Here is a 23,902-nt window from a genome sequence, read left to right as displayed (position 1 = left end):
GTTCATGAACCCCGGTTCGTGGATGCGGGCCTTTGCCGTATACGGGCCTTGCACGCAAAGTTACTGGTGAGTAACATTGCAGCAATGCCCTCCGGATTCCGCCCAGCGGTTCCGGCACCGTGTCTCAGCGAGGAGTTTCACATGAGTCCATCACGCACTGCGCAAAGAACCGTCCGCGACGTCGTCTTCGTGGACGGCGTCCGCACTCCCTTCGGCAAGGCCGGAGACAAAGGCATCTACGCCGGAACGCGTGCAGATGACCTGGTGGTGAAGTGCATCAGGGAACTCATGCGCCGCAATCCTTCCCTCCCGGCCGAACGCGTTGACGAGGTAGCCATCGCAGCAACCACGCAGACCGGAGACCAGGGCCTCACCATCGGCCGTACAGCCGCGCTTCTGGCCGGGCTCCCCCGGACCGTTCCGGGCTTCGCGATCGACCGCATGTGCGCAGGCGCCATGACCGCAGTCACGACGACGGCGAGCGGCATCGGCTTCGGCGCTTACGACGTCGTGATCGCCGGTGGAGTGGAACACATGGGCAACCACCCCATGGGTGCCGGCGCTGATCCCAATCCGCGCTTCATGTCCGAACGCCTCGTCGATCCGGCCGCACTCAACATGGGCAACACTGCCGAAAACCTGCACGACCGGTTCCCCGCCATCACCAAGGAGCGTGCGGACGCCTACGCTGCGTCCTCCCAGGCGAAGCTTGCGGCGGCCTACGCCGAAGGACAGATCCAGGGCGACCTTGTTCCGGTGGCCACCATGAAGCCGGGCCAGGGATGGACCGTGCACTCCGTAGACGAGCCTCCCCGCCCGGGAACCACCGTGGAGGATCTGGCCGGGCTCAAGACGCCCTTCCGGGCCCACGGCCGGGTCACCGCCGGCAACGCGGCAGGATTGAACGACGGCGCCACCGTAGCCCTGCTCGCGGCCGAAGACACAGCGGGCGAACTCGGCCTCCCCGTAAAGATGCGCATGGTGTCCTACGCCTTTGCCGGCGTGGAGCCGGAGGTCATGGGAATCGGCCCGGTCCCTGCCACCGAAAAAGCGCTGAAGAATGCAGGCTTGGACATCACGGACATCGGACTCTTTGAAATCAATGAGGCCTTCGCAGTCCAGGTCCTGAGCTTCCTCGACCACTTTGGCATCGCGGACGACGATCCCCGGGTGAACCGCTATGGCGGCGCGATCGCCGTCGGACATCCCCTCGCTTCTTCCGGTGTCCGGCTGATGACCCAGCTGGCGCGGCAGTTCGAACAGGACCCTTCCGTGCGGTATGGCATCACCACCATGTGCATCGGCCTTGGCATGGGCGCCACCGTGATCTGGGAGAACCCGCACCACGCAGACTATGGAGCCAGCTCCACCACCGATTCCACCTCCGAAGAAGGAGCCGCCGCATGAGCGCCAACGATTTCCAGAAGCTTGCCGCCCTGTTTCCGGACGAAGTGGTAACGCACTCCTATGTGCAGGACATCGAGCTTCCCGACGGGGCCGGGACCTTCGCCCTCATCACCCTGGACAACGGACTGGACCATTCCAAGCCGACCACCCTGGGGCCCAATACCCTCGTCGAACTTGGCGGCGTCCTGGAAGCCCTAAGGGACCGGGCCGCCAAGGGTGAGATCGTGGGCGTAGGCGTCACCGGAAAACCCTACTTCCTGGTGGCGGGTGCAGACCTCTCCGCGGTCAAGACCCTCAAGGAGCGCGAACACGGCCTGTGGATGGCCCAACTCGGCCACGAGGTCTACGGCACGCTCGCCAACCTGGGTGTCCCCAGCTTCGCGTTCATCAACGGCCTCGCCCTCGGCGGCGGGCTGGAGATAGCGCTGCAGTCCACGTACCGGACGGTGTCCACCGGCGCAGGCGCCTTGGCGCTTCCCGAGGCGTTCCTGGGCCTGGTACCGGGTTGGGGCGGGGTCTATATCCTCCCCAGGCTGATCGGCCCGGAAAACGCCGTGCAGGTCATGATCGGGAACGCCCTCAACAACAACAAGACGCTGACGGGTCCCCAAGCCTTCGAGCTGGGAATTGCCGATGCCATGTTCGAACCCGCCGACTTCCTTGAGCAATCCCTGGCTTGGGCCGCCGGGGTGATCTCCGGCCGTACCGCCGCCGACCGGCAGAACGCCGTCGATCCTGCCGACCCCGCCGTGGCAGAGCGTTGGGCCGCCGCCGTTGCCGCAGGCAGGGACTTGGTGGAAGCAAAGATCTCCAACGCAGCGCCCGCCCCGGGCAAGGTGCTGGACATCATGGAGGCCAACCGGACCATGACCCAGGCGGAATCGGCTGCCCTTGAGTGCCGGACGCTGGCGGACCTGATGCAGTCGGACGAATTCCGCGCCACGGTCTACGCTTTCCTGGACCTCGTCCAGAAGCGGTCCAAGCGGCCGGCCGGTGCGCCGGACCGGAAGCTGGCCCGGCCGGTTACCAAAGTGGGAGTCGTCGGTGCAGGCCTCATGGCCAGCCAACTGGCGCTCCTCTTCGCACGGCAGCTGAAGGTCCCTGTGGTCATGACCGACATTGACCAGTCCCGCGTCGACAAGGGTGTGGCCTACGTCCACGCCGAAGTGGACAAGCTGCTCGGCAAGAAGCGCATCAGCCCCGATGCCGCGAACAGGACGAAGGCACTGGTCACCGGATCGGTGTCCAAGGAGGCCTTCAGCGACGCCGACTTTGTGATCGAGGCGGTCTTCGAAGAACTCAGCGTCAAGAAGCAGGTCTTCGCCGAAGTGGAGGCGATCGTCTCCCCCGAGTGCATCCTGGCAACGAACACGTCATCCCTGTCGGTGACAGCCATGGCCGAGGACCTCCGGCATCCCGAGCGCCTGGTGGGCTTCCACTTCTTCAACCCCGTGGCAGTCATGCCGCTGCTCGAAATAGTGCGGGCACCGAAGACCGATGACGCCGTCCTCGCCACGGCCTTCGAACTCGCCAAGGGGCTCAAGAAGACCGCAGTCCTCGTCAAGGACGCTGCGGCCTTCGTCGTGAACCGGATCCTCCTGAGGTTGATGGGCGAGGTCATTGCCGCGTTCGACGAGGGAACTCCCGCACAGGTGGCCGACACGGCGCTGCGCCCCATGGGCCTGCCCATGACGCCGTTCACCCTGAGTGCCATGGTGGGATTGCCCGTGGCACAGCATGTCCAGGAGTCACTCCACGCGGCCTTTGGCGACCGCTTCCCGGTGTCGCAGAACCTGCAGAAGCTGATCGACAACGGCGTGAAGTCCCTGTGGGTTGCAGGCCCCGATGGTGCGCCTGTCCTCCCCGAAGAGACACTCGCCATTCTGTCCTTCGGCCAGAGTCCGTCCACCGGGGAAGAGGTCCTGCGTCGGACCCAGGATGCCCTCGCCGAAGAGATCGGGCTCATGCTGGCCGAAAACGTCGTGGCAGGTCCTGAGGACATCGACCTCTGCATGATCCTCGGTGCCGGATGGCCCATGTTCCTCGGCGGAATCACTCCATACCTGGACCGGGTGGGGGCGTCGGAGCGGGTCAACGGGAAGCGTTTCCACGCACCGGGCGTCGCCTCAGCGGCGCTTTGACCGCAGCAACGTCAGCGGCGCTTTAACCGCAGCAACGTCAAAGGCCGTGGACCCGTGGTCCACGGCCTTTGGCGTAGGCATTGTCCTCTGGTCTACCCAAGAACTAGAAGAGTGCAACCTTCGGAGTTTTCGGGAAAATGTCATCGAGTTCGTCCCGGTCGCTCTGCGAGGGCACCCAGCGCACGGCCCCGGCGTTTTGGCGGATCTGTTCCGGCTTGGTGGCCCCTGCGATGACGCTGGCCACGCACGGCTGGGCGGCAAGCCACGAGAAGGCAAGCTCCACCTCTGTCAGGCCGCGCTCCTTGGCGAACTGTCCATACCGGCCCAGCTGGTCCCAATCCGCGTCATGGACCAGATGCGTGCGGGTGTGGCTCAAGCGGGATCCCTCCGGGGCCTTCCCCGCCGAGTACTTGCCAGTGAGGAGCCCGTTGGCCAGCGGGAAGTACGGCAGCACGCCCAAGGAGAAAGCTTCGGCCGCGGGAAGGATCTCCAGTTCCGCACGGCGGTCCAGCAGGTTGTAGTGGTTCTGGGTCGAGATGAAGCGGGATCCACCAAGCTGGCGTGCCACGTACTCTGCTTCCGCCACCTGCCATCCGGCAAAGTTGGAGTGCCCGATGTACCGGACTTTGCCGCTGGTCACCAGATCATCCAGGGCCGCGAGGGTCTCGTCCACCGGTGTTGCGTGGTCCGGGGTGTGGTACTGGTAAAGGTCGATCCATTCGGTGTCCAAACGGCGCAGGGAAGCTTCCAGGGCCCGCACAATGTACCGCCGGGAACCCCGTGCCCCGAAGTCCTTGCCGTTGGCGCCCTTCATGTCCATGCCGAATTTGGTGCCAATGACCACGTCCCCCCGGTTTCCCTTGAGGGCTTTCCCCAGCATCGTCTCGCTGAGGCCGGCTTCCCGACCATACGCATCGGCAACATCGAAGAACGTCACCCCGGCGTCGAGGGCGGCGTGGACTACCGCGTCCGTGCCCTCCTGGGATTCCGTAGGCGTATTGGCGCGGCCTAGGTTGTTACAGCCCAGCCCCACGACGGAGACGGTCAGTCCGGAGCGGCCAAGGCGTCGATATTCAGTCATGGCCCCAGCCTAGTACGTGCGGCCGGGGCACCGGCGCGGGGACTCAGTCCCCCCGGACGGCTCCGTAGGAGATGCCGGATTCTTCCATCGCATCCTCCAACTGGGCTATGGCCACGGGGCCCAATCCATGCAGTTTCGAGGCCTCCAGCCCACCGAACGCTGCCAACTGTTCCAAGGTTTCGATGCCCTCGTGGGCCAACGCCCGCCTGGCCGGAGCTGCGAGGCCCTTTGGCAGCGGCGTATGTCCGGGCCAGTTGCTTTTCTGTGGCATGGAACGGTCCCTCCTGGTGCGGTCGCTAGTACTTAGAGCGTAAAGCCAGCACCCTTCCGGGGCGAGTGCTTCAACTTAAACCCGGTCGGTTCCCCATGCGGGGCCGCTGCGATGCTGAGCTTGGTGAAATCAAGGTCCTCATTGCGGATACAGACTTTGATGGCGTTGACGGCCTTATTGACGTCCGGGCAGAGGCAGAAGATGTTCAACAGCGAGTTCCCTACCTCTGAGCGTTCCACCGTCCCGAGGCCCCGCCAAGCGAGCTCCGCGGTCAGTGCCGCTTTGGCATTCCGTTCCAAGTACCGGTCGCGTTCGGTGCCGTCCTTGGTCTTCAACGCGAACTGCGCCACCACCCAGAACTGTTCGGATGGAGGAATCTCCGCGTAGCCATCCTCTTCGCACTGCGCAGCGAACGCAGCCATCAGTCCGTCCACCGAGGTGTCCTCCCCGATTTCCGATTCTTCGGTCCGGCTTTGGTGCCCGACCACGCCATGGTTGACCACAAAGTGCCGGTCCTCGTCGTCGAACCATGCTTCGCGGAAATGCAGGACTCCGTCCTCATCGCGCTTGTACATGCGGATGATTCCGCTCATGCCCGTCCTTTCGTGAACCATTCGGCGCTGACGCTTCCCGGTGAGGCAACATCAAAGGGTGCTTCCATGGTGCTGACTGCCGCCAGGAGAACCGCGCACTCAGTGCGCATGGCTGAGACAGTTTCCCCGGGATAGCCCATATGTATGCGGTGCTCTTCGAACTCATCCTCATCGTCGACGAAGACGCCACGGACGGTCGACCTGATCACGTCAAGGTCCATGTCGATCAAGTGGAACTCCGTCACGCCCGGGCGGATGGTCTTCCATTCATGGGCGGTGGCAAGGTCCACATAGATCCGGAAGTCGCCGGGGTACGTGTCGTCGTAGAACGTGGCAACGTACTCCCCTGTTCGGGGCACCAGCAGCAAGGCATCCGAGGCTGTGTAGAAGGCAGCTCCGGGGCGGGCACAGAATTCACCCTTGCCTTGGAAGATCCACCATCCGTGGATGTCCTCGCCGAGGTATCTTCCCGGTACTACCCAGTGGGCCTTCCCGTCCCATTTCCTGTTCCGTGCCACCACCAGATCGCCGGGCTGCAGCACTCCGGGCTCGCGTCCCCCGCTCACAACGTGGGCAAGCTGCCGGTGGTGGGGTGGGCCTGGCCTGGCAAGGGCCGCGCAAAGGGGACCTTGGTGCCCAAAACCTGGGCAACGACGTCGTGGGTTATCTGTTGGGCCGTCAGACCGACGCGCTCCAGGACTTGGCTGCGGGACCCGTGGACGAGGAACTCCACCGGCAACCCGACCTCGTTGAGGGCGGTGTCCACTCCAGCGGCACGCATTTCCTGCCGGATCCGCGAGCCCACACCGCCGGCACGGACTCCGTCCTCGATGCAGATCACCAAGCGATGCCGGGCAGCGAGGGCAATGATCGACTTCCGGACCGGCAGGACCCAGCGAGGATCCACCACCGTGGAGCTAATGCCTTGGGCACCCAAGCGACCGGCCACGTCCAAGGCGAGTTCGGACATGGCTCCCACGCTGACGATCAGGACGTCGTTTTCCGTGGACCCTTCCGGACGACGCGCCAGGACGTCGACACCGTCCTTGAGCCGCTCGATCGCGTCGACTTCCTTGCCGACGCTGCCCTTGGAGAAGCGCACCACCGTTGGAGCGTCATCGACGGCCACGGCTTCCCTGAGTTCTTCACGGAGCCGGGTTGCATCGCGGGGCGCAGCCAGATGCAGGCCCGGGACGATTTGCACCATTGCCATGTCCCACATGCCGTGGTGGCTGGGCCCATCAGGACCGGTCACGCCGGCGCGGTCCAGGACCACCGTGACGCCGGCCTTATGAAGCGCTACGTCCATGAGCAACTGGTCGAAAGCGCGGTTCAGGAAGGTGGCGTACACAGCCACCACAGGGTGGAGGCCGCCATAGGCCATTCCAGCTGCAGACGTCAGCGCGTGCTGTTCAGCGATGCCGACGTCGATGACGCGTTCGGGGTGGCGCTCGGCGAACTTGTGCAGTCCCACGGGGATCAACATGGCCCCGGTGATGCCGACGATGTCCTGGCGTTCGTCCGCGAGGTCCGCGATCTCCTCGGCAAAGACCGACGTCCACGAGCGCGCGCCCGGGGTCTCGGTGGACTCTCCCGTCTCCGGGTCGATGATCCCGACTGCGTGGAATTGGTCGGCCTCGTTGGCCAAGGCCGGGGCGTACCCGTGGCCCTTCTCCGTCATGGCATGGACGATCACCGGACCGCCGTACGCCTTGGCAGTACTCAGGGCGTGTTCCAGCGCCTGGAGGTTATGACCGTCAACAGGGCCGATGTACTTCATCCCAAGGTCCTCGAACATGCCTTGGGGCGCCCACCAGTCCTTGATGCCCTTCTTCATCGCGTGCAGGCTCTTGTACGTGAACTGCCCTACCGGCCCGCCGTTCTGGAGGCGCTTCTTCCACCAGTCCAGCATGCCTTCGTAGGCGGGAGCAGTGCGGAGGGAATCGATGGTGGGGCGCAGCGAAGCAAGGTAGTCTGCAAGGCCGCCAACGGTGGGTGCATAGGAGCGGCCGTTGTCGTTGACCACGATCACCACCCGCCGGCGCTTATCGGCAGCAATGTTGTTGATGGCTTCCCACGTCATGCCGCCCGTCAGCGCTCCATCGCCGACGACGGCGACGACGAACCGGTCGCCTTCGCCGGTCAGCTGCCGGGCCCTGGAAATACCATCCGCCCATGACAGGGACGAGGATGCGTGGGAGCTTTCCACGATGTCATGCTCGGACTCGGCACGGTCCGGGTAGCCGGACAGGCCGCCTTGCTGCCGCAGCGTGCTGAAATCCTGCCGGCCCGTCAGCAGTTTGTGCACGTAGGACTGGTGCCCTGTGTCAAAGACGATGCTGTCCCGTGGCGAATCGAAGGTCCGGTGCACGGCCATGGTCAGTTCCACAACGCCAAGGTTGGGCCCCAGGTGACCACCGGTTGCGGCTACGTTGGTGATCAGGAAGTCCCTGATCTCGCCGGCCAACTGATCCAATTCGGAGCTGGTCAGGCCGGCCAGGTCCTGCGGATCCTTGATGGTTTCCAAGAGTCCCAAAGGCCCTCCTTACGTGAATGACGTGCTTGTTAACTTTAGCGCGTTGCCCGCATCCTTGAAGCCCACGGACGCCGCCGCCATGATCGTGCGTGGCTGGACCGGCAACAAAAAGCAGGCAGCCCCTGCCGGTCGAGGACCAGCAGGGGCTGCCTGGCGGGTGATTTGGCGGTAGGCCGGCCGATTCCTTATGCGGAGATCTGGCGCAGCACGTACTGCAGGATGCCGCCGTTGCGGTAGTAATCGGCTTCACCCGGGGTATCGATGCGAAGCACTGCGTCGAAGGACTTGGACGATCCGTCCTCGGCCGTTGCCGTGACCTTCAGCGTCTTGGGCGTGGTGCCGTTGTTGAGTTCGGTCACGCCCTCCACGGAGAAGGTCTCCGTACCGGTCAGGCCGAGGGTCGCAGCGGACTCCCCTGCAGGGAACTGCAACGGAAGGACGCCCATGCCGATCAGGTTGGAGCGGTGGATGCGCTCGTAGCTTTCGGCGATGACTGCCTTGACACCCAGGAGCGCGGTGCCCTTGGCTGCCCAGTCACGGGACGAACCGGAACCGTATTCCTTGCCTGCCAGCACAACCAGCGGAGTGCCGGCTGCCTGGTAGTTCTGGGCTGCGTCGTAAACGTAGGCCTGGGGACCGCCGTCCTGGGTGAAGTCGCGGGTGAAGCCACCCTCGACGCCGTCCAGAAGCTGGTTCTTGATGCGGATGTTGGCAAACGTACCGCGGATCATGACCTCGTGGTTGCCACGGCGCGAGCCGTAGGAGTTGAAGTCCTTGCGCTCCACGCCGTTTGCCAGCAGGTACTGGCCGGCAGGGGTGTCCGACTTGAAGGAGCCGGCCGGGGAGATGTGGTCGGTGGTGACCGAATCGCCGAGCTTCAGCAGGACGCGGGCGCCAGTGATGTCCTGGACGGGGTCCGGCTGGGCCTTCATGCCTTCGAAGTACGGGGGCTTCCGCACGTAGGTGGAGTCCTCTGCCCAAGCGAAGGTATCTCCGGCGGGGGTATCGAGGGCCTTCCAGCGCTCGTCACCTTCGAAGACACCCTCGTAACCCTTGACGAACATGCCCTCGTCGATGGAGGAGTCGATGACTTCCTGCACCTCGGTGGGGTTCGGCCAGATGTCCTTGAGGAATACCTCGTTGCCTTCGGAGTCCGTGCCAAGGGCATCGGTTTCGAAGTCGAAGTCCATGGTGCCGGCCAGGGCGTACGCGATGACCAGCGGCGGGGAGGCCAGGTAGTTCATCTTGACGTCAGGGTTGATGCGGCCTTCGAAGTTGCGGTTACCCGACAGGACAGCCGTAACGGAGAGGTCGTTGGCCTGGATGGCCTCGGAGATTTCCGGCTCCAGCGGGCCGGAGTTACCGATGCAGGTGGCGCAGCCGTAACCGACGATGTAGAAGCCGAGCTTCTCCAGGTACGGGGTCAGGCCGGACTTCTCGTAGTAGTCCGTGACGACCTTGGAGCCGGGTGCGACGGAAGTCTTGACCCACGGCTTGGACGTCAGGCCCTTGTCCACGGCGTTGCGTGCCAGGAGCGCGGCAGCAAGCATGACCGAAGGGTTGGACGTGTTGGTGCAGGAGGTGATCGACGCGATCGAAACGGCGCCGTGGTCCAGCTCGAACTCGCGGCCATCGGCCGTCTTTACCTGGACGGGCGACGACGGGCGGCCGTTCGCACCGTTGGCCGCGGAGGCGGCGCGTGCGGTCTCGGTGGTGTGCGAGTCCGCGTGCGTGAAGGACGGAGCGTCCGAGGCCGGGAAGGACTCGTCAAGCGCCTCATCCACGCTGCCGTCTTCGATGGTGACGTAGTTGTGGATGTCCTTGCGGAACTGCTCCTTCGCATCGCTGAGCTCGATGCGGTCCTGGGGACGCTTCGGTCCGGAGATGGAGGGAACCACGGTGGAGAGGTCCAGTTCCAGGAACTCGGAGAAGCGGAGTTCGCGGGAAGGATCGTGCCAGAGGCCCTGTTCCTTGGCGTACGCCTCAACCAGTGCGATGTTCTCTTGGGAACGGCCGGTCAGGCGCAGGTAGTCGAGGGTGACGTCGTCGATCGGGAACATGGCTGCGGTGGAACCGAATTCCGGGCTCATGTTGCCGATGGTGGCGCGGTTGGCCAGCGGCACGGCGGCTACGCCTTCACCGTAGAACTCAACGAACTTGCCCACAACACCGTGCTTGCGAAGCATTTCGGTGATGGTCAGGACGACGTCGGTAGCGGTGGCACCGGCGGGGATGCTGCCGCTGAGCTTGAAGCCAACGACGCGCGGGATGAGCATGGAAACAGGCTGGCCGAGCATCGCTGCTTCGGCCTCGATGCCGCCGACGCCCCAACCCAGCACGCCCAGGCCGTTGACCATGGTGGTGTGCGAGTCGGTACCAACGCAGGTGTCCGGGTAAGCGCGGAGCGCGCCGTCCACTTCACGGGTCATGACGGTGCGTGCCAGGTATTCGATGTTGACCTGGTGGACGATTCCGGTTCCCGGGGGAACAACCTTGAAGTCGTCGAACGCGGTTTGTCCCCAGCGCAGGAACTGGTAACGCTCACCGTTGCGCTGGTATTCGATCTCCATGTTGCGCTCCAGCGCGCCGGCGTTGCCGAAGGCGTCGATCTGGACGGAGTGGTCGATGACCATTTCGGCAGGTGCCAGCGGGTTGACGCGCTTGGGGTCGCCGCCGAGTTCCTTCACGGCTTCACGCATGGTGGCAAGGTCCACTACGCAGGGCACGCCGGTGAAGTCCTGCATGATGACGCGGGCCGGGGTGAACTGGATTTCCGTGTCGGGCTCCGCATTGGGGTCCCAACCGGCCAGGGCGCGGACGTGGTCAGCCGTTATATTGGCGCCATCTTCGGTCCGCAGGAGGTTTTCAAGCAATACCTTGAGGCTGAACGGAAGGCTGTCTGCGCCCTCTACGGAGTTCAACCGGAAAATTTCATAATCGGTGCCGGCTACATTCAGTACGCCTTTGGAACCGAAGCTGTCCACAGTGCTCATGGCAGGACTCCTCTCGCAACAGTTTCATCTTTGTCGCGTGGTTGGCCGCAGGCCAGTTAGGCAGCCCTAACTTGGTCCCGCGGCACGTGCTCTTGATCACCCCGGCCCGAGGGCCGGGATCCAACCGCGGCACTGAACGGAGCGGGACTACTTAAAGGCAATCGTAGTGGCTCGAATCACTATTGCCCCACTACTGCGCGGGCCTGTTGCCCCGGACCTATGCTCCGGGGATAAGCAAGCCCACGGTTTCCATGTGATGGGTGTGCGGGTACAGGTCGAACGCCCGCAGTTCCGCCAGCTGCCAGCCACCCCGCTGGAAGTAACCCAAATCACGCGCAAACGATGCCGGATCGCATGACACATAGGCAATTGCGCGGGGGCCGCTCTCCATGAGCTGCCGAGCCACGGCCTTGCCGGCCCCTGCCCGGGGTGGGTCCAGGATGAGGGCATCAAAGTTCCTTGGCCGTTGGTGGAGTACGCGCTCGACGCGCCCCTGTACGATTTCCACGTGGCTTTGGCCATGGAGGTTCTTCTTCGCATCGCGGCTCGATCCCGGCGAACCCTCGACCGAAAGCACCGAACCGGTAATTCCCACGGCATCAGCCAGGGGTGCCGTGAACAGCCCGGCACCGGCATAGAGATCCGCGACGACGGCACCGGGCTGGAGGTAGCCTCCGCCCGAGAGGTAGTCGGTGACCGCCTTGACCAACGTGGCGGGTGCATCCTTGTGGATTTGCCAGAACCCCTCCCCCGTCACCCGGTATTCGTGGCCCGCCGCCGATTCCTGCACCCAGGTCCTGCCGCGGAGCCGGACCACCTGTCCGTTGGGTTCGAAGCCGGCAACCGACACGTCTTCCGGCAAGGCGGACGCTATGGAGTGCAGGCGCTTGGGGCTTGTCCCTTCGCGGGGCGCCAAGAGCACCAGGGGCCTCGAACCGTTGGCAGGCGCGGCGACTTCCACGCGCTCGATCCCGGTCAGGTCCACGTCCCATAGCCGCAGCTGGTTGATGGCGGGGTGGGCAAGCGGCATCTCCCGCACCGGAACCACAACGTCCGAACGGTGGGCGTGCATACCCAGCCGCCCGTTGTCCGTGACCGCAAAGGCGGCACGCGTACGCCAGCCGAGGCCGCCGTCGTCGTCGTTTCCCACAGCCTCGACAGGCGCGGACAGTTCCACTCCCGCCAACCGTTTCAACTGTTCGGCGAGAACCTCGGACTTAAGTGAGCGTTGCCGCTCCAAGGCAATGTGCCCGAGCTCAGCGCCGCCCACGGGCGGGCCACCGCGCCGCCAGGCGGAGGGTGAATCGGCGCTCTTCCAGATGTGCGGCACGCGGTCGGGTGAAGGTTCCAGGACGTCGACGACGTCGGCACGCCAGAAGCGCGATTCCGCACCGGAGTCGGTAAGCCGGATACGTGCCTTTTCGCCGGGTATTCCGTGGCGGACGAAGATGACCCGCCCTTCATGCCGTGCCACGAAGTGGCCCCCGTGGGCAATAGGACCGATGTCCACCACCAGTTCTGTGCCTGGAGCGCCCTGGCTGCGCGCTTCGTGGGACCGGGTGGAAGTTTCCTTGGGGGTCATTGGGTATCCTGCAGTGCCTTTGCTTCTTCGGAGGACTTCAGCTGCCACGGAACGCTGGCGACCATGACACCGGGTTCGAAGTGGAGCCGCGTCTTGATTCTCAGTGCGGTTTGGTTATGGACCAGCTGTTCCCACCATTTGCCCACCACGTATTCGGGGATGTACACCACGATCAGGTCCCGCGGAGAGTCTTTCCGCATGTTCTTGATGTATTCCATGATGGGCGTTACCGTCTCGCGGTAGGGACTGGCGAGGACAGTCAAGGGTACGGGAATTTCCAGCTTCTCCCAATCCCGGACCGTATGCTCAGTCTCTTCTGCGTTGATGTCCACCGTGATGGCGTCCAGGCGGGAAGGACGGGATGCACGGGCATAGGCAAGCGCACGAAGCACCGGTTTACGGACATGGGAGACCAGCAGGACTGCGTGCACCCGTGTGGGCAGTGCGCGGGGCGAAGAGTCTTCGTCGACGGCCAGTTCCTTGGCGACGTTGTCATAGTGGGCCCGGATGCTCCACATGATCAGGAACAGGATGAACATGGCCAGGAGGGCGATCCACGCGCCCTGTTCGAACTTGGTGATCAACACGATCACCAGCACCAGCGCAGTCATGCCGAAGCCCACCATGTTGATGGTGCGTGATTTGATCATCCTCCGCCGGAGGGCTTTGTCCCGGACGAGTTTCAACTCGCGGCCCCAGTGCCGCACCATGCCCAGCTGGCTCGCCGTGAACGAGATGAACACGCCCACGATGTACAACTGGATGAGCTTGGTGACATCGGCATCGAACGACAGGATCAGCACCAACGCGCCCGCGGCCAAAGCCAGGACGCCGTTGCTGAACGCCAACCTGTCGCCGCGCGTGCGGAGCTGCCTGGGGAGGTAGCCGTCCTGGGCGAGGATCGAACCGAGGACCGGAAAGCCGTTGAAGGCGGTATTGGAGGCAAACACCAGGATGATGCCGGTGGCTGCAACCACAATGTAGAAAGGAATCGACCCTGCACCGAAGATCGTGTCTGCGATCTGGCTGATGGCAGGGTTCTGGATGTATCCCTCAGGGAGGGGCTTGCCGTCCACCAGGAACTCGGTTGCAGGGTCCAGGACGATGTGCACCTTGGTGGCATTGGCCAAATAGAGGATGCCGGCCAGCATGGCTGCTGCGATGGCCCCCAGCAACAGCAGCGTCGTGGCTGCGTTCTTGCTCTTCGGCTTCTGGAAGTTGGGCACGCCGTTGCTGATGGCCTCGACGCCGGTCAGCGCAGCCGCACCGGAGGAGAACGCACGCAGGAGCAGGAAGGCGCCGGCGAGGCCCACCAGTCCTTCGTCGAATCCGGGCTGCGGAACAATCGTGAAGTTGGCTGAGGGAGCCTCACCCAGCTGCCCGGTCAGCGCCTGGAAGATGCCAACCACCGTCATGCCCAGGATGGAGGCCATGAAGATGTAGGTCGGCACGGCAAAGACGCTGCCGGCCTCCTTGACGCCGCGCAGGTTCACCAAGGCAAGGACCACGACGCCGACACTCGCAATGAGGGCCTGCTGGCCGTGCAGTGAAGGGATGGCAGTGGTCAGGTACGTGGCCGCCGATGACATGGACACGGCAACCGTGAGGACGTAGTCCACCAACAGTGCCGACGCCACGGTGAGTCCCGCATACTTGCCCAGGTTGACATTGGCGATTTCGTAGTCGCCGCCACCGGACGGGTAGGCGTGGACGTTCTGCCGGTAGGAAGCAACCACCGTGAGCAAGACCACCATGACGGCGAGTCCCACCAGCGGCGAAAAGGCAACGGCACTGACCCCGGCCAGGGCGAGGGTCAGAAGGATCTCATCCGGCGCGTAGGCCACGGAAGAAAGCGCATCCGAGGCGAAGACCGGCAGCGCAATGCGTTTGGGCAGCAAGGTGTGGGACAAGCGGTCATTCCGGACCGGCCGACCCACCAATACCCGCTTGGCCGCATTCAGTATTGTCAGCACTCCGCAAAGCTACTCTGAATCCCCGGCGATGTCATGACGGCAAACCCCGGCGGTGTCATGACTGCGGTAACGTCAACGCGACGTTCGCACCGGTAAAGTCATACGGAGCGGTTCGGATACATCAAAAAGGAGACACGGTGGCGCACTTCGTGATCATGGGTTGTGGCCGTGTTGGCGCAACCTTGGCACACACCTTGGAAGACTCCGGCCACTCGGTGGCCATCATTGACCAGGACGAGCGGGCCTTCCGCCGCCTCCGCAACACTTTTACCGGCCGCAAAGTAACGGGCGTCGGCTTCGACCGCGATACCCTCAAGCAAGCCGGCGTTGAAGAGGCCTACGCATTCGCGGCCGTTTCCAGCGGCGATAACTCCAACATCCTGGCCACCCGCGTGGCACGGGAAACGTTCCACGTCGCGCACGTTGTGGCCCGCATCTACGACCCCGGCCGCGCGGAAATCTACCAGCGCCTTGGCATCCCCACCGTGGCGGCGGTGCGGTGGAGCGCGGACCAGGTCCTGCGCCGCATCCTCCCCGAGCAACACCTTGCCGGTGACTACCGGGAACCGTCCGGCCGGCTGGTGCTGGCCGAAGTGGACCTCCACGACGGTTGGATAGGCCAGAACCTCGCCGCCATTGAGGCTGCAGCCGGCATCCGGATCGCGTTTCTCACCCGGTTCGGGGAAGGCCTCCTTCCCGGGCCCGGAACGTCCTACCAGGAGGGTGACACCGTCCACGCGATGATCAGCGTTGACAGGACAACCGAGATCAGCCGTGTCCTCGCCAAAGCACCTGCCAAGGAGTCGTAGTGAAAGTTGTCATCGTCGGCGCCGGCAGCGTTGGATCCTCCATTGCGCGCGAACTCCTGGCCCACAACCACCAAATACTCCTCATCGACCTGAAACCCGAGGTCATCGGCCGCAGCGGACTCCGCGGTGCCCGATGGCTGGTGGGCGATGCCTGCGAACTCAGCACCCTGCAGGACGCCAAACTGGAGGACGCCGACGTCGTGGTTTCCGCCACCGGCGACGACAAGGTGAACCTGGTGGTTTCCCTGCTCGCCAAGACCGAATTCGGCGTGGGACGAACCGTCGGCCGGGTCAACAATCCCAAGAACGACTGGATGTTCAACGACTCCTGGGGCGTGGACGTCGCAGTCAATACTCCGCAATTGATGACTGCGCTGGTTGAAGAGGCCGTCGAGATCGGGGACATCGTCCGGCTCCTGACGCTGCAGACGGGCGTGGCGTCGATCGTCGAGTTCACCGTGCCGCACGACTCGCACATCATCGGCAGCACGGTGGGAGACATCGAGTGGCCGGAAGACGCCACGTTGGTGGCCATCCTCCGCGATCAAGCCCCCATCACGCCGAGCCGCGACGACGTCCTGGACGGCGGCGACGAGCTCTTCTTCGTCACCACGATCGCGGCTGAAGACGGGCTGCGCGCGCTGCTCTCCCCGGGATCAACGGACGGCAGCGGCCATCGCGAGGGAGCAGTTCCGGTCCCGGATCAGTCCGTGGAGGATGACGGCTTCGACGGCTGAGGCGCAGGCTTGGTGACCAGCCAGGCAACCCACAGTCCCAAAATGTACAGCGGCGCGCCCATGAGGAGCCTCGTGGTGGCAAGCGCGGTCAGCCCTTCCTCACCCATGAGGTACAGCGGAACCTGCACTACAAGGCGCAGTGCCAGGACGGCCACCACAATCCATGTGCCCAGCTGATAGACCCGCAGGCGTTCGGGGTCCTTGCGCCAGTCCAGCCCTTCGTTCCGGACAAAGCCGAACAGCAGCCCGGCGAGGGGCCATTTGAGGATGATGGACAGGACCATGCCCGCTATGTAAGCGGCATTGGTCAGGAAACCCAGGACATAGAAGTCTTCGGCCTTGCCGGTGCTGTTGGCCAGCCACGCGGAAATACCGACGCCGACCACGCCGGCCAGCGCTTGGGTCAACGGCCGCTTTTGTACCAACCGCACCACCGTGAAGACGGCGGCAGCAGCCAGGGCGCCGACCAAGGAGAGGGTCAGGTCCCGGGTAATGGTAAAAGCCACCAGGAAGACCAGGCCGGGCAGGATACTTTCGGCAATTCCCTGGATTCCGCCGGCCGACTTCAGCATGTCAACATGGCCGGCGCTGTTGCGGTGCAGGCCCGCTTTTTGGGCGTAGCCCGCTGCAAGGTCCGCCACAGTAGGATTTGCGGTTCCGGGTTCAGGGGCAACCCGCCGGTGATCGGCAGCCGGGCCGGCCGAAGTGCCTTCGGAGGGCGGCTGTGGCGGGTTGCCGTCTTTAGGATCGGATCCGTTGGCCACGGTCATGGGTTCTCCTGACGGGAAAGTATTTCGTACCGGGGGTTGAACATGGTGGGAAGCCCGCCGACCGGGGCCACCATGCCGTTCAAACGCAGCTGGACCCCGGCTTCGATGCCGGGCACCCGGGTGCGGCCCAACCACACGACGCGCAGCCGCTGGTAGGACTTCCGGGAACTGCCGCCCCTGCCCGCCAACAATGAGCCATGCTCCAACGCATCAACCACGATTGCGGAGAAGAACGGTTGCTCGCTGGGCGGCTGATGGGTGACGGACTCAATAAAACCCGTACAGGTGGCCCTGCCGCGGACCGGCAAGTCCTTAATGCCCTGACCGGAAGGCCCGGAGCGGCCTCCCCGGGGGGGCAGCCCTGGTGATTCAGCCAATCTGGGTGATCTCCGGGCCCCGTTCCGGACGCTGGACCCCGGGTCCACCCTGGGGCGCCGGCGGTTGGGCCGCGGCATCCTTGGGCAGGCGCAACTGGAGCAGTTCCCTTGGCGGCATCGGGTTTCCACCGCGGACCACCACCACTTGGCGGAAGAGATCCTCCAGCGGGGCAGCAGCCTCGCGCTCCAGGGCCGCAGCTCCGCCAAGAACGCCCCGAAGGAACCAGCGCGGGCCGTCCACTCCCATGAAGCGGGCAGCACGGTACCCGCGGCTGCCATCGGCGGCTTCGGCGGGAAGCTTGGCGACCAGTTCGATTCCGAAAGCGCCTTCGATCTCTTCCGATTCACCGCCCTGGCTGGCCACGGACTGGCTGATCTGCTCCCGGATCTCCTCCCAGAGGCCCTCGGAGCGTGGCGCGGCAAATGCCTGGAGCTGGAGGCTCGAACCGCCCAGGTCCATGGTGACTGCCACCACGCGCTGCGTGGCTTCCTCCACCTCGAGCCGCAACTGCAGGCCTTCGGTGGGAGCGATCAGGAGGGCGCCCAGGTCGACGTAGCCGTCGCGGTCCTCCACTTCGTCGATGTCCCACGGGCCCTTGCTCTGGCGGAGGTCGCCCTTGCCGGGTTCTCCCGCTGCGGAGCCCCCGGTGCTTTCCAGCTCGGAGTCTGCGGATTCAGGCTGGTCAGCCTTGGACTTCTTGCGCCCAAAAACCATGTGGGTTGTCTCCTTAGTAGTGGTCTATCCCCCAGTAAACCGCAACCGCGTCAAAGTACGGCAATGCCGGAGGGGCTGCTCTTTCACGCGTGAAATGTATGCCTTGGCGGGTCGCCTGCCCCGGATCAGGCGACGGGCGTGGCGAAGCCTCCGGTGGAACCGAAGCCACCGGCACCCCGTGCCGACCCGCTCAGTTCGTCGACGGCCACGAAGCGCGCGTACTCAACGCGCTGGATCACCATTTGGGCAATTCTATCGCCGCGCTTCAGTTCGATGGCCTTGTGCAGGTCCGTGTTCAGGAGCGTCACGGCGATTTCGCCACGGTAGCCTGCGTCCACGGTGCCGGGGGCGTTGACAACGGTCAGGCCGTGCTTGGTGGCCAATCCGGAACGGGGGTGGATCAGCGCCACGAAACCGTTGGGCAGGGCAATGGAAACGCCAGTGGGAACCAGCTTCCGTTCCCCCGGTGCAAGATAAACGTCTTCACGGGCGCGGAGGTCGGCGCCGGCATCACCGGGGTGGGCGTAGGACGGTGCTTCGAGTCCCTCGTCAAGCATCTTCAACCGGACCTCGAGCGTAGGAGCTCCATAGGTCCCATGGTTGTCGGTTCCCGCCCCGCTTGCGCCGGCGTCTGTGCTGAATACTGCGGTCTCGTTGCTCACAGTCGTCCATTCTACGTGGGTCCACGCCGACGGATAAGCTGGGTGCATGCCTACGCCTGACCAGTCCGCCTCCATGCCTGCCCGGAACGCTTCTTCGGCGCCGGAGTTCCTCTTCAAGGAAAAACTCTGGCCCTCGCCATGGATCTGGGTCATCTCCGTGGGGCTTTCGGGTGCGGGAATCCTGATGTTCTCCCCCATCAGCGCTGCCGCCGGCATCATCGCCGCACTGGTCCTGCTCACGATCATCGCCACGCTGCTGATCCTGTCGACACCCACTATCACCGTCTCCGGCACCAACCTGCGCGTCGGGCGGGCCAGCATCGAGCGCAAGTTCGTCGGGACCGTTGAATCCTTTCGGGGCGCCGAAGCCACCGCCGAGCGCGGCCCGCGCCTGAACGGACTCGCCTTTATGTGCTTCCGGGGCTGGATCGATCCCGTGGTGAAGATCCAGATCACCGATCCGGCCGACCGGACCCCCTATTGGCTCACGTCGTCACGCAGACCGGAACAACTGGTGGCTGCCCTGACCGAAACCGGGGCCCTGACCGAAACCCGGGAACAGCGCCCTTAGCCCTCGCACTCCGTGCAGTAGAGGTGCCCGTTGCGCTCCGCAGCAATCTGTGAACGGTGCTTCACCAAGAAGCAGTTGAAGCACGTGAATTCGTCCGCCTGCGGCGGCATCACCTGGATGAGCAGTTCTTCGCCGGAAAGGTCCGCTCCGGGGAGTTCGAAGCCCTCGGCCAGTTCAGTCTCGTCGACATCCACCGCCGAGGATTGTTTTCCCGGCTGACGCGTCTTGAGCTCCTCGATGGAGTCCTCGCTGACGTCTTCCTCGGTCTTCCGAGGGGCATCGTAGTCCGTGGCCATGGTCCTTCTTCGTCCTTAATACAGGCAGTGGTTTTGGGCCGGGCAGTTCGCTGGGCGGCACGCCCGGATGTTCACATGTAACGCCGGGCACCGCGTTTTTGTGCCCGATTATCGGCCAGATTTTCCTCCTCCCGGCAGGCTTTGTCCATAGGGTCCGCAACCGGTCCGAGCACCCGGAAAAAACGGCGCACTTCGCCGCCAAGATCGACTCGATGGGCCGCCAATATCACCGCTTTGAGCGCCAATATCACGGCACGCCCTTTCTCCTAACGGGAAAAGGCCTGCTTGGGTGGCAGAGTTTCGAATGTCAGTTATGCCATGTGGTGGAGGGTGTTATGCAGGATCTACGGCTGGTAGGCGTCCACGACGACGGCGGGCATCTGCTCCTTAGCGGACCCGGCGGTGCGATGTTCCAGCTTCCGATCGACGAGGCCTTGCGTGCCGCGGCGAGCCGGACCCCTGCCCAGGTTGCCGCGCGGGCATCGATCACTCCCGTGGCCATGTCGCCCCGGGACATCCAGGCCCGGATCCGCAGCGGCGCCACTGCAGCAGAGGTCGCCGAACTTTCCGGCCTCCCCCTGGCCAACGTCCAGCGGTACGAAGGCCCTGTCCTCGCTGAGCGTGACTACGTGGCCCAGCAAGCCCGCAAGGTTGAAGTGGCTTCCCCGGTACCCGGCCACGACGCTTACCGCACTGCATTCGGGGACAACCCCGCCACCCTTGAAGAGATGGTCGGGCACCGGCTGTCGGCACACGGCATAGACCCCTCCACCGTTGAATGGGATTCCTGGCGCCGGGCAGACGGTTCGTGGACCGTCGTCGCGCGTTTCGAGGCCGTACCGGCCGCGGCCGGAAGCATCGGGGAGGAACCGCCGGCCATGTGGACTTTCAGTCCGCAACGGAAGGCACTGCAGAACGCCAACCGGTGGGCGCAGCAGCTCAGCGAACTCGAGCCCCTTGATGGCCCCGTCCCGGCCCGTCGCCTGACGGCGGTTTCGGACCGTCCGTTCGACTTCGAAGCCGATGCCCAGGCTGCCGGCCGCGCCGCGGCCAAGGATTCGGACAACCTCCTGGAAATGTTGCGCTCCCGCCGGGGGCAACGCCTGGGCGTGGACGAGGACGCGGACGACGCCCTGGCCGTGTTGCTCAGCAACGTGCCAGCGGCCCACCCGAGGCCCGAGGACGACGGGTCAGCCGAGGAAACCGGCCAGGACCCCGCCGTCGAAATCCCTGCCGAGTCTCCCCCTGCGCGCAAGGACAGCCGCCAGTCAATGTTGAGCAGGCTCAGCCTTGCGCCGCGGCATTCGGACGCGGACGACGCCGACGATTCCCTCCGGCTGCACGACGGCGTCAGTACGGAAACCCGCGAAATCACCGTGGTTGCCGGCCCCCTTCGTCCTGTGGCCCCTTTGGAGGGTCGCAAGGCCCCAAGCGAGCCGCACCCTGAAGAGGAAGCCAAGGACAGTGTCAAGCCTGCTGCTACGGTGAAGCGCCCCGGCCTGGATGAGCTGTTGGGTGGATCGGCCTCTGCGGAAAGCCGGACCTCACGCGTGCACACGGCAACAGAGCACCAGGACACCGAGGCGAAGGAACGCCCTGGAGCAAAAGGCGGCGACGCACCCGTGGAACGGCAGCCTTCACGCCCCAAGCGCTCCAGCATCCCCAGCTGGGACGAGATCGTGTTTGGTGCCCGCGGCGACTAAGCGTGGCGACTAAGCCCGTATGTCGCCCGCGCCGGGCCACAGGCACGCGTCGACGTCGAACGGCAACGTCTGGTCCGAGCCGGCCATGAGGTTGGCACCATGGGCCGTAACCCTCCGCATGTAGTGCCGCCGGCACAGGGTCTCGTACCCCACCAGGCCAGCGGGTTCCACGTCGCTCCCGCTGGAAGCGACGTCACCTACCATCACCTGTTCGCCTTCCACCACCATGATGCCGTTGACTGTCCTGGCGTTCTGGGTAGCACGGCGGCCGCACCAGCAGAGAGCCTCTACCTGCAGGACCTGGACCCTGTCGGCAAGCTCGATCAGCCGCTGGGACCCGGGAAACAGCTTGGTCCGGAAATCGGCGGTGATGCCGAACGCGAAGACGTCCACGTCCATCTCGTCCACGAGGCGCGCCAATTGCTCCACTTGCGCGGGGGCATAGAACTGGGCTTCATCACAGATGAGGTAGTCGACGCGGAGCCCGCTGGTTCTGCGGATTACTACCTCGTCCCAGAAGTCTGTGCTGCCGTGCACTTCAACGGCATCCGTCTGCAGGCCGAGCCTGCTGGAGATGGTGGAGTCACCGGCGCGGTCATTGCAGCTGAACCTCACCCCTCCCCTGCCCCTGGCCCGGTGGTTGTAATCCATTTGCAGGGCGAGCGTGGATTTTCCGCAGTCCATCGTTCCGGAGAAGAAAACCAGCTCAGCCACGGGCGCCTTTTCTGCCCGTCGCCGTAAAGCAAAGGAACGGGACTTCCCTTTCGGCTTTGGTCAGGGAACCATGCTGGCCCACGACTTCCATGGCGGCAGGGCGCACGCGCCGGGCATCGTAAAGAGCGAGGGTGTCCCGGGCCGCGATCATGACATCACCGATCCGGGGAGCAACCTGGGCCTGGACCTCGCCGAAAAGCCCGGCCGCTATGGCCTGCTCGCGGGTGAAGACCCATACGCGCTCCCCGAAGCGCTTCCGCCAAGCAGCGATGAGCTCTTCCTTTACGGTGTTCCCGGCGTCCGGTTCGAGGTACAGATGGACCATGCGGGGTTCGCCGGCTGTGTGCCGGACACCTGCCACCAGCGCGGGCTCTGCCGAATAGTCCAGGCGCTGCGACTCCGGGACATCAAGCATCCCGTGGTCTCCCGTGACCACAATGGTGGTACCGGCCGGCAGGGACGCCGACAGCCGCTTCACGGTGGCGTCGAGTTCTTCGAGCTGATGCTCCCACCGTGCGGACTGGCAGCCGTAGCGGTGGCCTGCCTTGTCCAGTTCATTGACGTAGAAGTACATCAGGGACCGGGGGCTGCCGGCCATCGCCTCGCCTGCGGATGCGGTGCGTGCATGCAAGGTGGTCCCGCCGACGAAGCGGCTGCCCCGCAAAGCGGCCTGGGTCATGGGTGAATTGCCAAACTGGGGCAGGCTCACGGTAACGACGTCGACCTCGTTGGCCACTTGCTCAAAGACCGTGCGGTGCGGCTGCCAAACAGCGGGATCAACCAGGGCATCCCAGTTGCCCAGCAAATTGACAACCTTGTCCTGTGCCGGGTCCAGGACGTCGTACCCCACCATGCCGTGGTGGCCGGCCGGCCTGCCTGTGCCCAGGCTGGCGAGCGATGCTGCCGTGGTGCTGGGAAAGGCCGCGTCAATCCAGGTTGGGACGCTCCCTTGGCCGGCCGCCACGACTGAGCGGAGGAAGGGCGTGTGTGAAGCCTTCTGTTTCAGGAGCCCGCGGCCCAAGCCGTCCGCCAGGACCACGCAAACACGGTCCGCCGCGGGAAGCTTGAGGTGGTTGCTGAACCCCGGTAGGCCCAGGCTTGCCGCCGCGCTGGTGAAGACTTCCGCTATGGATTTACTGCCGAAAAGGGGCGGTGAGGGAAGATCGGGCGCCGCAAGGGGATCGGGTTGGGCAGCCACGCTCAACGCTGGTGCCCGCGGCTAAGCCGGTTGCTGAAGACACCTGAGCGTGGCCGCGGAGCGGGGATGCCGGCGTGCGGAACCGGTGTTTGCTGGCCTGTATTGACAGCGCGCAAAGCCCTCGCGAAAACTTTCGCGTCCTGGACTGCCTGGAGCCCGTCGGCCTCTGCACTGATGCGCAAGACAATGTCCTCCTGGGCGATGGTGCCCGTGTAGCCGTGGTCCGCTTCGCACTGCGGATCACCGCAACTGGCCGGCCCCATGTCCAATCGCTGTCCGCCGGACCAGGCGATGGACACGGTCAGTTCCCGCACGGGGTCCGACGGTTTGTAGTCCTGCGGCTGGGCGTAGATGTAGCTCAGCACCACGGACCGGATTTGCGCCACGGGCACGGACTCCGTGGAAATCTGCGCAACAATCTGCTCACCGGCTTCGTCCAGCTGCTGGTCGTCCACATGGGTGATGACCAGCATGTCCTCGGTGAGCACCAGAACGGTGATGTGGCGCCTGACCTCGGCACGGTCGAAATGGGTTTCCAGGTGCACCAGGTGTGACAGGCAGTCCCTGCCATCCAGGGCGTCGTTCACGACGTCGGCCACAAGGCGGGGGTAGAAGCCCGCCTGCTGCAGCGCCTGGTCCAGGCTTTGTCCCTGTGAGCTGTGGTTATGCCCGGAATGGTGGCCGGTGTTGGACGGACGGGACTGAGGCGTCGGGGACTGGGTGCTCATTCCCTTATTTTCACAGATCGCCTAAGGACTTCCTAACCGTTGTCC

22 protein-coding genes are annotated in these 23,902 nt (G+C 64.5%); 6 read left to right on the top strand and 16 right to left on the bottom strand.

Annotated elements, in window-relative coordinates; genetic code table 11:
• Nucleotides 1–141 precede the first annotated feature (141 nt).
• On the top strand, nt 142–1,407 hold the full coding sequence (locus RI444_RS08215) for a thiolase family protein (protein WP_207604840.1): 1,266 nt from the start codon (nt 142–144) through the stop codon (nt 1,405–1,407).
• A complete protein-coding gene (locus tag RI444_RS08210) occupies nt 1,404–3,548 on the top strand; it encodes a 3-hydroxyacyl-CoA dehydrogenase NAD-binding domain-containing protein (RefSeq protein WP_207604841.1) in 2,145 nt (714 codons plus the stop codon). Before RI444_RS08215 ends, RI444_RS08210 begins: the two co-directional genes overlap by 4 nt.
• 103 nt (nt 3,549–3,651) lie before the next feature.
• On the opposite strand, the gene RI444_RS08205 is transcribed toward RI444_RS08210, so the two are convergent.
• The 8 genes from RI444_RS08205 to RI444_RS08170 form a co-directional block, all read right to left on the bottom strand.
• On the bottom strand, nt 3,652–4,629 hold the full coding sequence (locus RI444_RS08205; protein ID WP_069695712.1) for an aldo/keto reductase: 978 nt from the start codon (nt 4,627–4,629) through the stop codon (nt 3,652–3,654).
• A gap of 43 nt (nt 4,630–4,672) precedes the next feature.
• Nucleotides 4,673–4,900, bottom strand: a complete 228-nt coding sequence (locus tag RI444_RS08200; protein WP_021473094.1) for a hypothetical protein — start codon at nt 4,898–4,900, stop codon at nt 4,673–4,675.
• Between the two features lie 32 nt (nt 4,901–4,932).
• Nucleotides 4,933–5,493, bottom strand: a complete 561-nt coding sequence (locus RI444_RS08195; protein WP_316963884.1) for a hypothetical protein — start codon at nt 5,491–5,493, stop codon at nt 4,933–4,935.
• On the bottom strand, nt 5,490–6,059 hold the full coding sequence (locus tag RI444_RS08190; RefSeq protein ID WP_021473096.1) for a DUF402 domain-containing protein: 570 nt from the start codon (nt 6,057–6,059) through the stop codon (nt 5,490–5,492). Before RI444_RS08190 ends, RI444_RS08195 begins: the two co-directional genes overlap by 4 nt.
• Nucleotides 6,056–8,029 (bottom strand): 1-deoxy-D-xylulose-5-phosphate synthase, encoded by a 1,974-nt coding sequence (dxs, locus tag RI444_RS08185; protein WP_207604843.1) that lies wholly within the window; start codon nt 8,027–8,029, stop codon nt 6,056–6,058. The genes RI444_RS08190 and dxs overlap by 4 nt, the downstream gene beginning before the upstream one ends.
• 185 nt (nt 8,030–8,214) lie before the next feature.
• The gene (gene acnA / locus RI444_RS08180) at nt 8,215–11,022 is read right to left on the bottom strand and encodes an aconitate hydratase AcnA (protein ID WP_021473098.1); all 2,808 of its coding nucleotides are present in this window, start codon (nt 11,020–11,022) and stop codon (nt 8,215–8,217) included.
• Nucleotides 11,023–11,239: 217 nt separating this feature from the next.
• The gene (locus RI444_RS08175; RefSeq protein WP_207604844.1) at nt 11,240–12,604 is read right to left on the bottom strand and encodes a class I SAM-dependent RNA methyltransferase; all 1,365 of its coding nucleotides are present in this window, start codon (nt 12,602–12,604) and stop codon (nt 11,240–11,242) included.
• The gene (locus RI444_RS08170) at nt 12,601–14,577 is read right to left on the bottom strand and encodes an APC family permease (protein WP_069695715.1); all 1,977 of its coding nucleotides are present in this window, start codon (nt 14,575–14,577) and stop codon (nt 12,601–12,603) included. Before RI444_RS08170 ends, RI444_RS08175 begins: the two co-directional genes overlap by 4 nt.
• Nucleotides 14,578–14,714: 137 nt before the next feature.
• Between RI444_RS08170 and RI444_RS08165 the strand changes: the two genes are divergently transcribed.
• Nucleotides 14,715–15,386, top strand: a complete 672-nt coding sequence (locus RI444_RS08165; protein WP_021473101.1) for a potassium channel family protein — start codon at nt 14,715–14,717, stop codon at nt 15,384–15,386.
• Nucleotides 15,386–16,123: a potassium channel family protein gene (locus RI444_RS08160; protein WP_021473102.1), complete on the top strand. Its 738-nt coding sequence runs from the start codon at nt 15,386–15,388 to the stop codon at nt 16,121–16,123. The genes RI444_RS08165 and RI444_RS08160 overlap by 1 nt, the downstream gene beginning before the upstream one ends.
• On the opposite strand, the gene RI444_RS08155 is transcribed toward RI444_RS08160, so the two are convergent.
• The 4 genes from RI444_RS08155 to dut all read right to left on the bottom strand — a co-directional run bounded on the left by RI444_RS08155 (nt 16,090) and on the right by dut (nt 18,647).
• Nucleotides 16,090–16,893, bottom strand: a complete 804-nt coding sequence (locus RI444_RS08155) for a DUF3159 domain-containing protein (RefSeq protein ID WP_069695716.1) — start codon at nt 16,891–16,893, stop codon at nt 16,090–16,092. The genes RI444_RS08160 and RI444_RS08155 overlap by 34 nt on opposite strands.
• Nucleotides 16,890–17,270, bottom strand: a complete 381-nt coding sequence (locus tag RI444_RS08150) for a hypothetical protein (RefSeq protein ID WP_242703102.1) — start codon at nt 17,268–17,270, stop codon at nt 16,890–16,892. The genes RI444_RS08155 and RI444_RS08150 overlap by 4 nt, the downstream gene beginning before the upstream one ends.
• Entirely contained in the window at nt 17,263–17,985 is a 723-nt protein-coding gene (locus RI444_RS08145; protein WP_207604845.1) for a DUF3710 domain-containing protein, read from the bottom strand. Before RI444_RS08145 ends, RI444_RS08150 begins: the two co-directional genes overlap by 8 nt.
• A 125-nt stretch (nt 17,986–18,110) precedes the next feature.
• On the bottom strand, nt 18,111–18,647 hold the full coding sequence (dut, locus tag RI444_RS08140; protein ID WP_021473106.1) for a dUTP diphosphatase: 537 nt from the start codon (nt 18,645–18,647) through the stop codon (nt 18,111–18,113).
• A 73-nt stretch (nt 18,648–18,720) separates the two neighbouring features.
• On the opposite strand from dut, the gene RI444_RS08135 reads away from it, so the two are divergent.
• Nucleotides 18,721–19,218 (top strand): DUF3093 domain-containing protein, encoded by a 498-nt coding sequence (locus RI444_RS08135; RefSeq protein ID WP_207605928.1) that lies wholly within the window; start codon nt 18,721–18,723, stop codon nt 19,216–19,218.
• Here the strand turns inward: RI444_RS08135 and RI444_RS08130 are convergent.
• Nucleotides 19,215–19,514 carry a DUF4193 domain-containing protein gene (locus RI444_RS08130; protein ID WP_021473108.1) on the bottom strand — a complete coding sequence of 100 codons (300 nt, stop codon included), beginning with the start codon at nt 19,512–19,514 and terminating at the stop codon, nt 19,215–19,217. The genes RI444_RS08135 and RI444_RS08130 overlap by 4 nt on opposite strands.
• A 335-nt stretch (nt 19,515–19,849) precedes the next feature.
• On the opposite strand from RI444_RS08130, the gene sepH reads away from it, so the two are divergent.
• Complete coding sequence (gene sepH / locus RI444_RS08125; RefSeq protein WP_207604846.1) at nt 19,850–21,217, top strand: septation protein SepH; 1,368 nt, start codon at nt 19,850–19,852, stop codon at nt 21,215–21,217.
• Between the two features lie 9 nt (nt 21,218–21,226).
• On the opposite strand, the gene RI444_RS08120 is transcribed toward sepH, so the two are convergent.
• From RI444_RS08120 to RI444_RS08110, 3 genes are read right to left on the bottom strand one after another with little or no spacing between them, the layout of a single operon-like run.
• A complete protein-coding gene (locus tag RI444_RS08120; protein WP_021473111.1) occupies nt 21,227–21,931 on the bottom strand; it encodes a thymidine kinase in 705 nt (234 codons plus the stop codon).
• The gene (locus tag RI444_RS08115) at nt 21,924–23,135 is read right to left on the bottom strand and encodes an alkaline phosphatase family protein (RefSeq protein ID WP_043427171.1); all 1,212 of its coding nucleotides are present in this window, start codon (nt 23,133–23,135) and stop codon (nt 21,924–21,926) included. Before RI444_RS08115 ends, RI444_RS08120 begins: the two co-directional genes overlap by 8 nt.
• Nucleotides 23,132–23,857, bottom strand: a complete 726-nt coding sequence (locus tag RI444_RS08110) for a DUF5998 family protein (RefSeq protein WP_021473113.1) — start codon at nt 23,855–23,857, stop codon at nt 23,132–23,134. The genes RI444_RS08115 and RI444_RS08110 overlap by 4 nt, the downstream gene beginning before the upstream one ends.
• Nucleotides 23,858–23,902 lie beyond the last annotated feature (45 nt).

The organism is Paenarthrobacter sp. AT5 (genome assembly GCF_032764245.1).
GTDB lineage: Bacteria > Actinomycetota > Actinomycetes > Actinomycetales > Micrococcaceae > Arthrobacter > Arthrobacter ureafaciens.
Note: the sequence above shows the minus strand (reverse complement) of the source record. Positions and strands in the feature narration are given on the sequence as shown.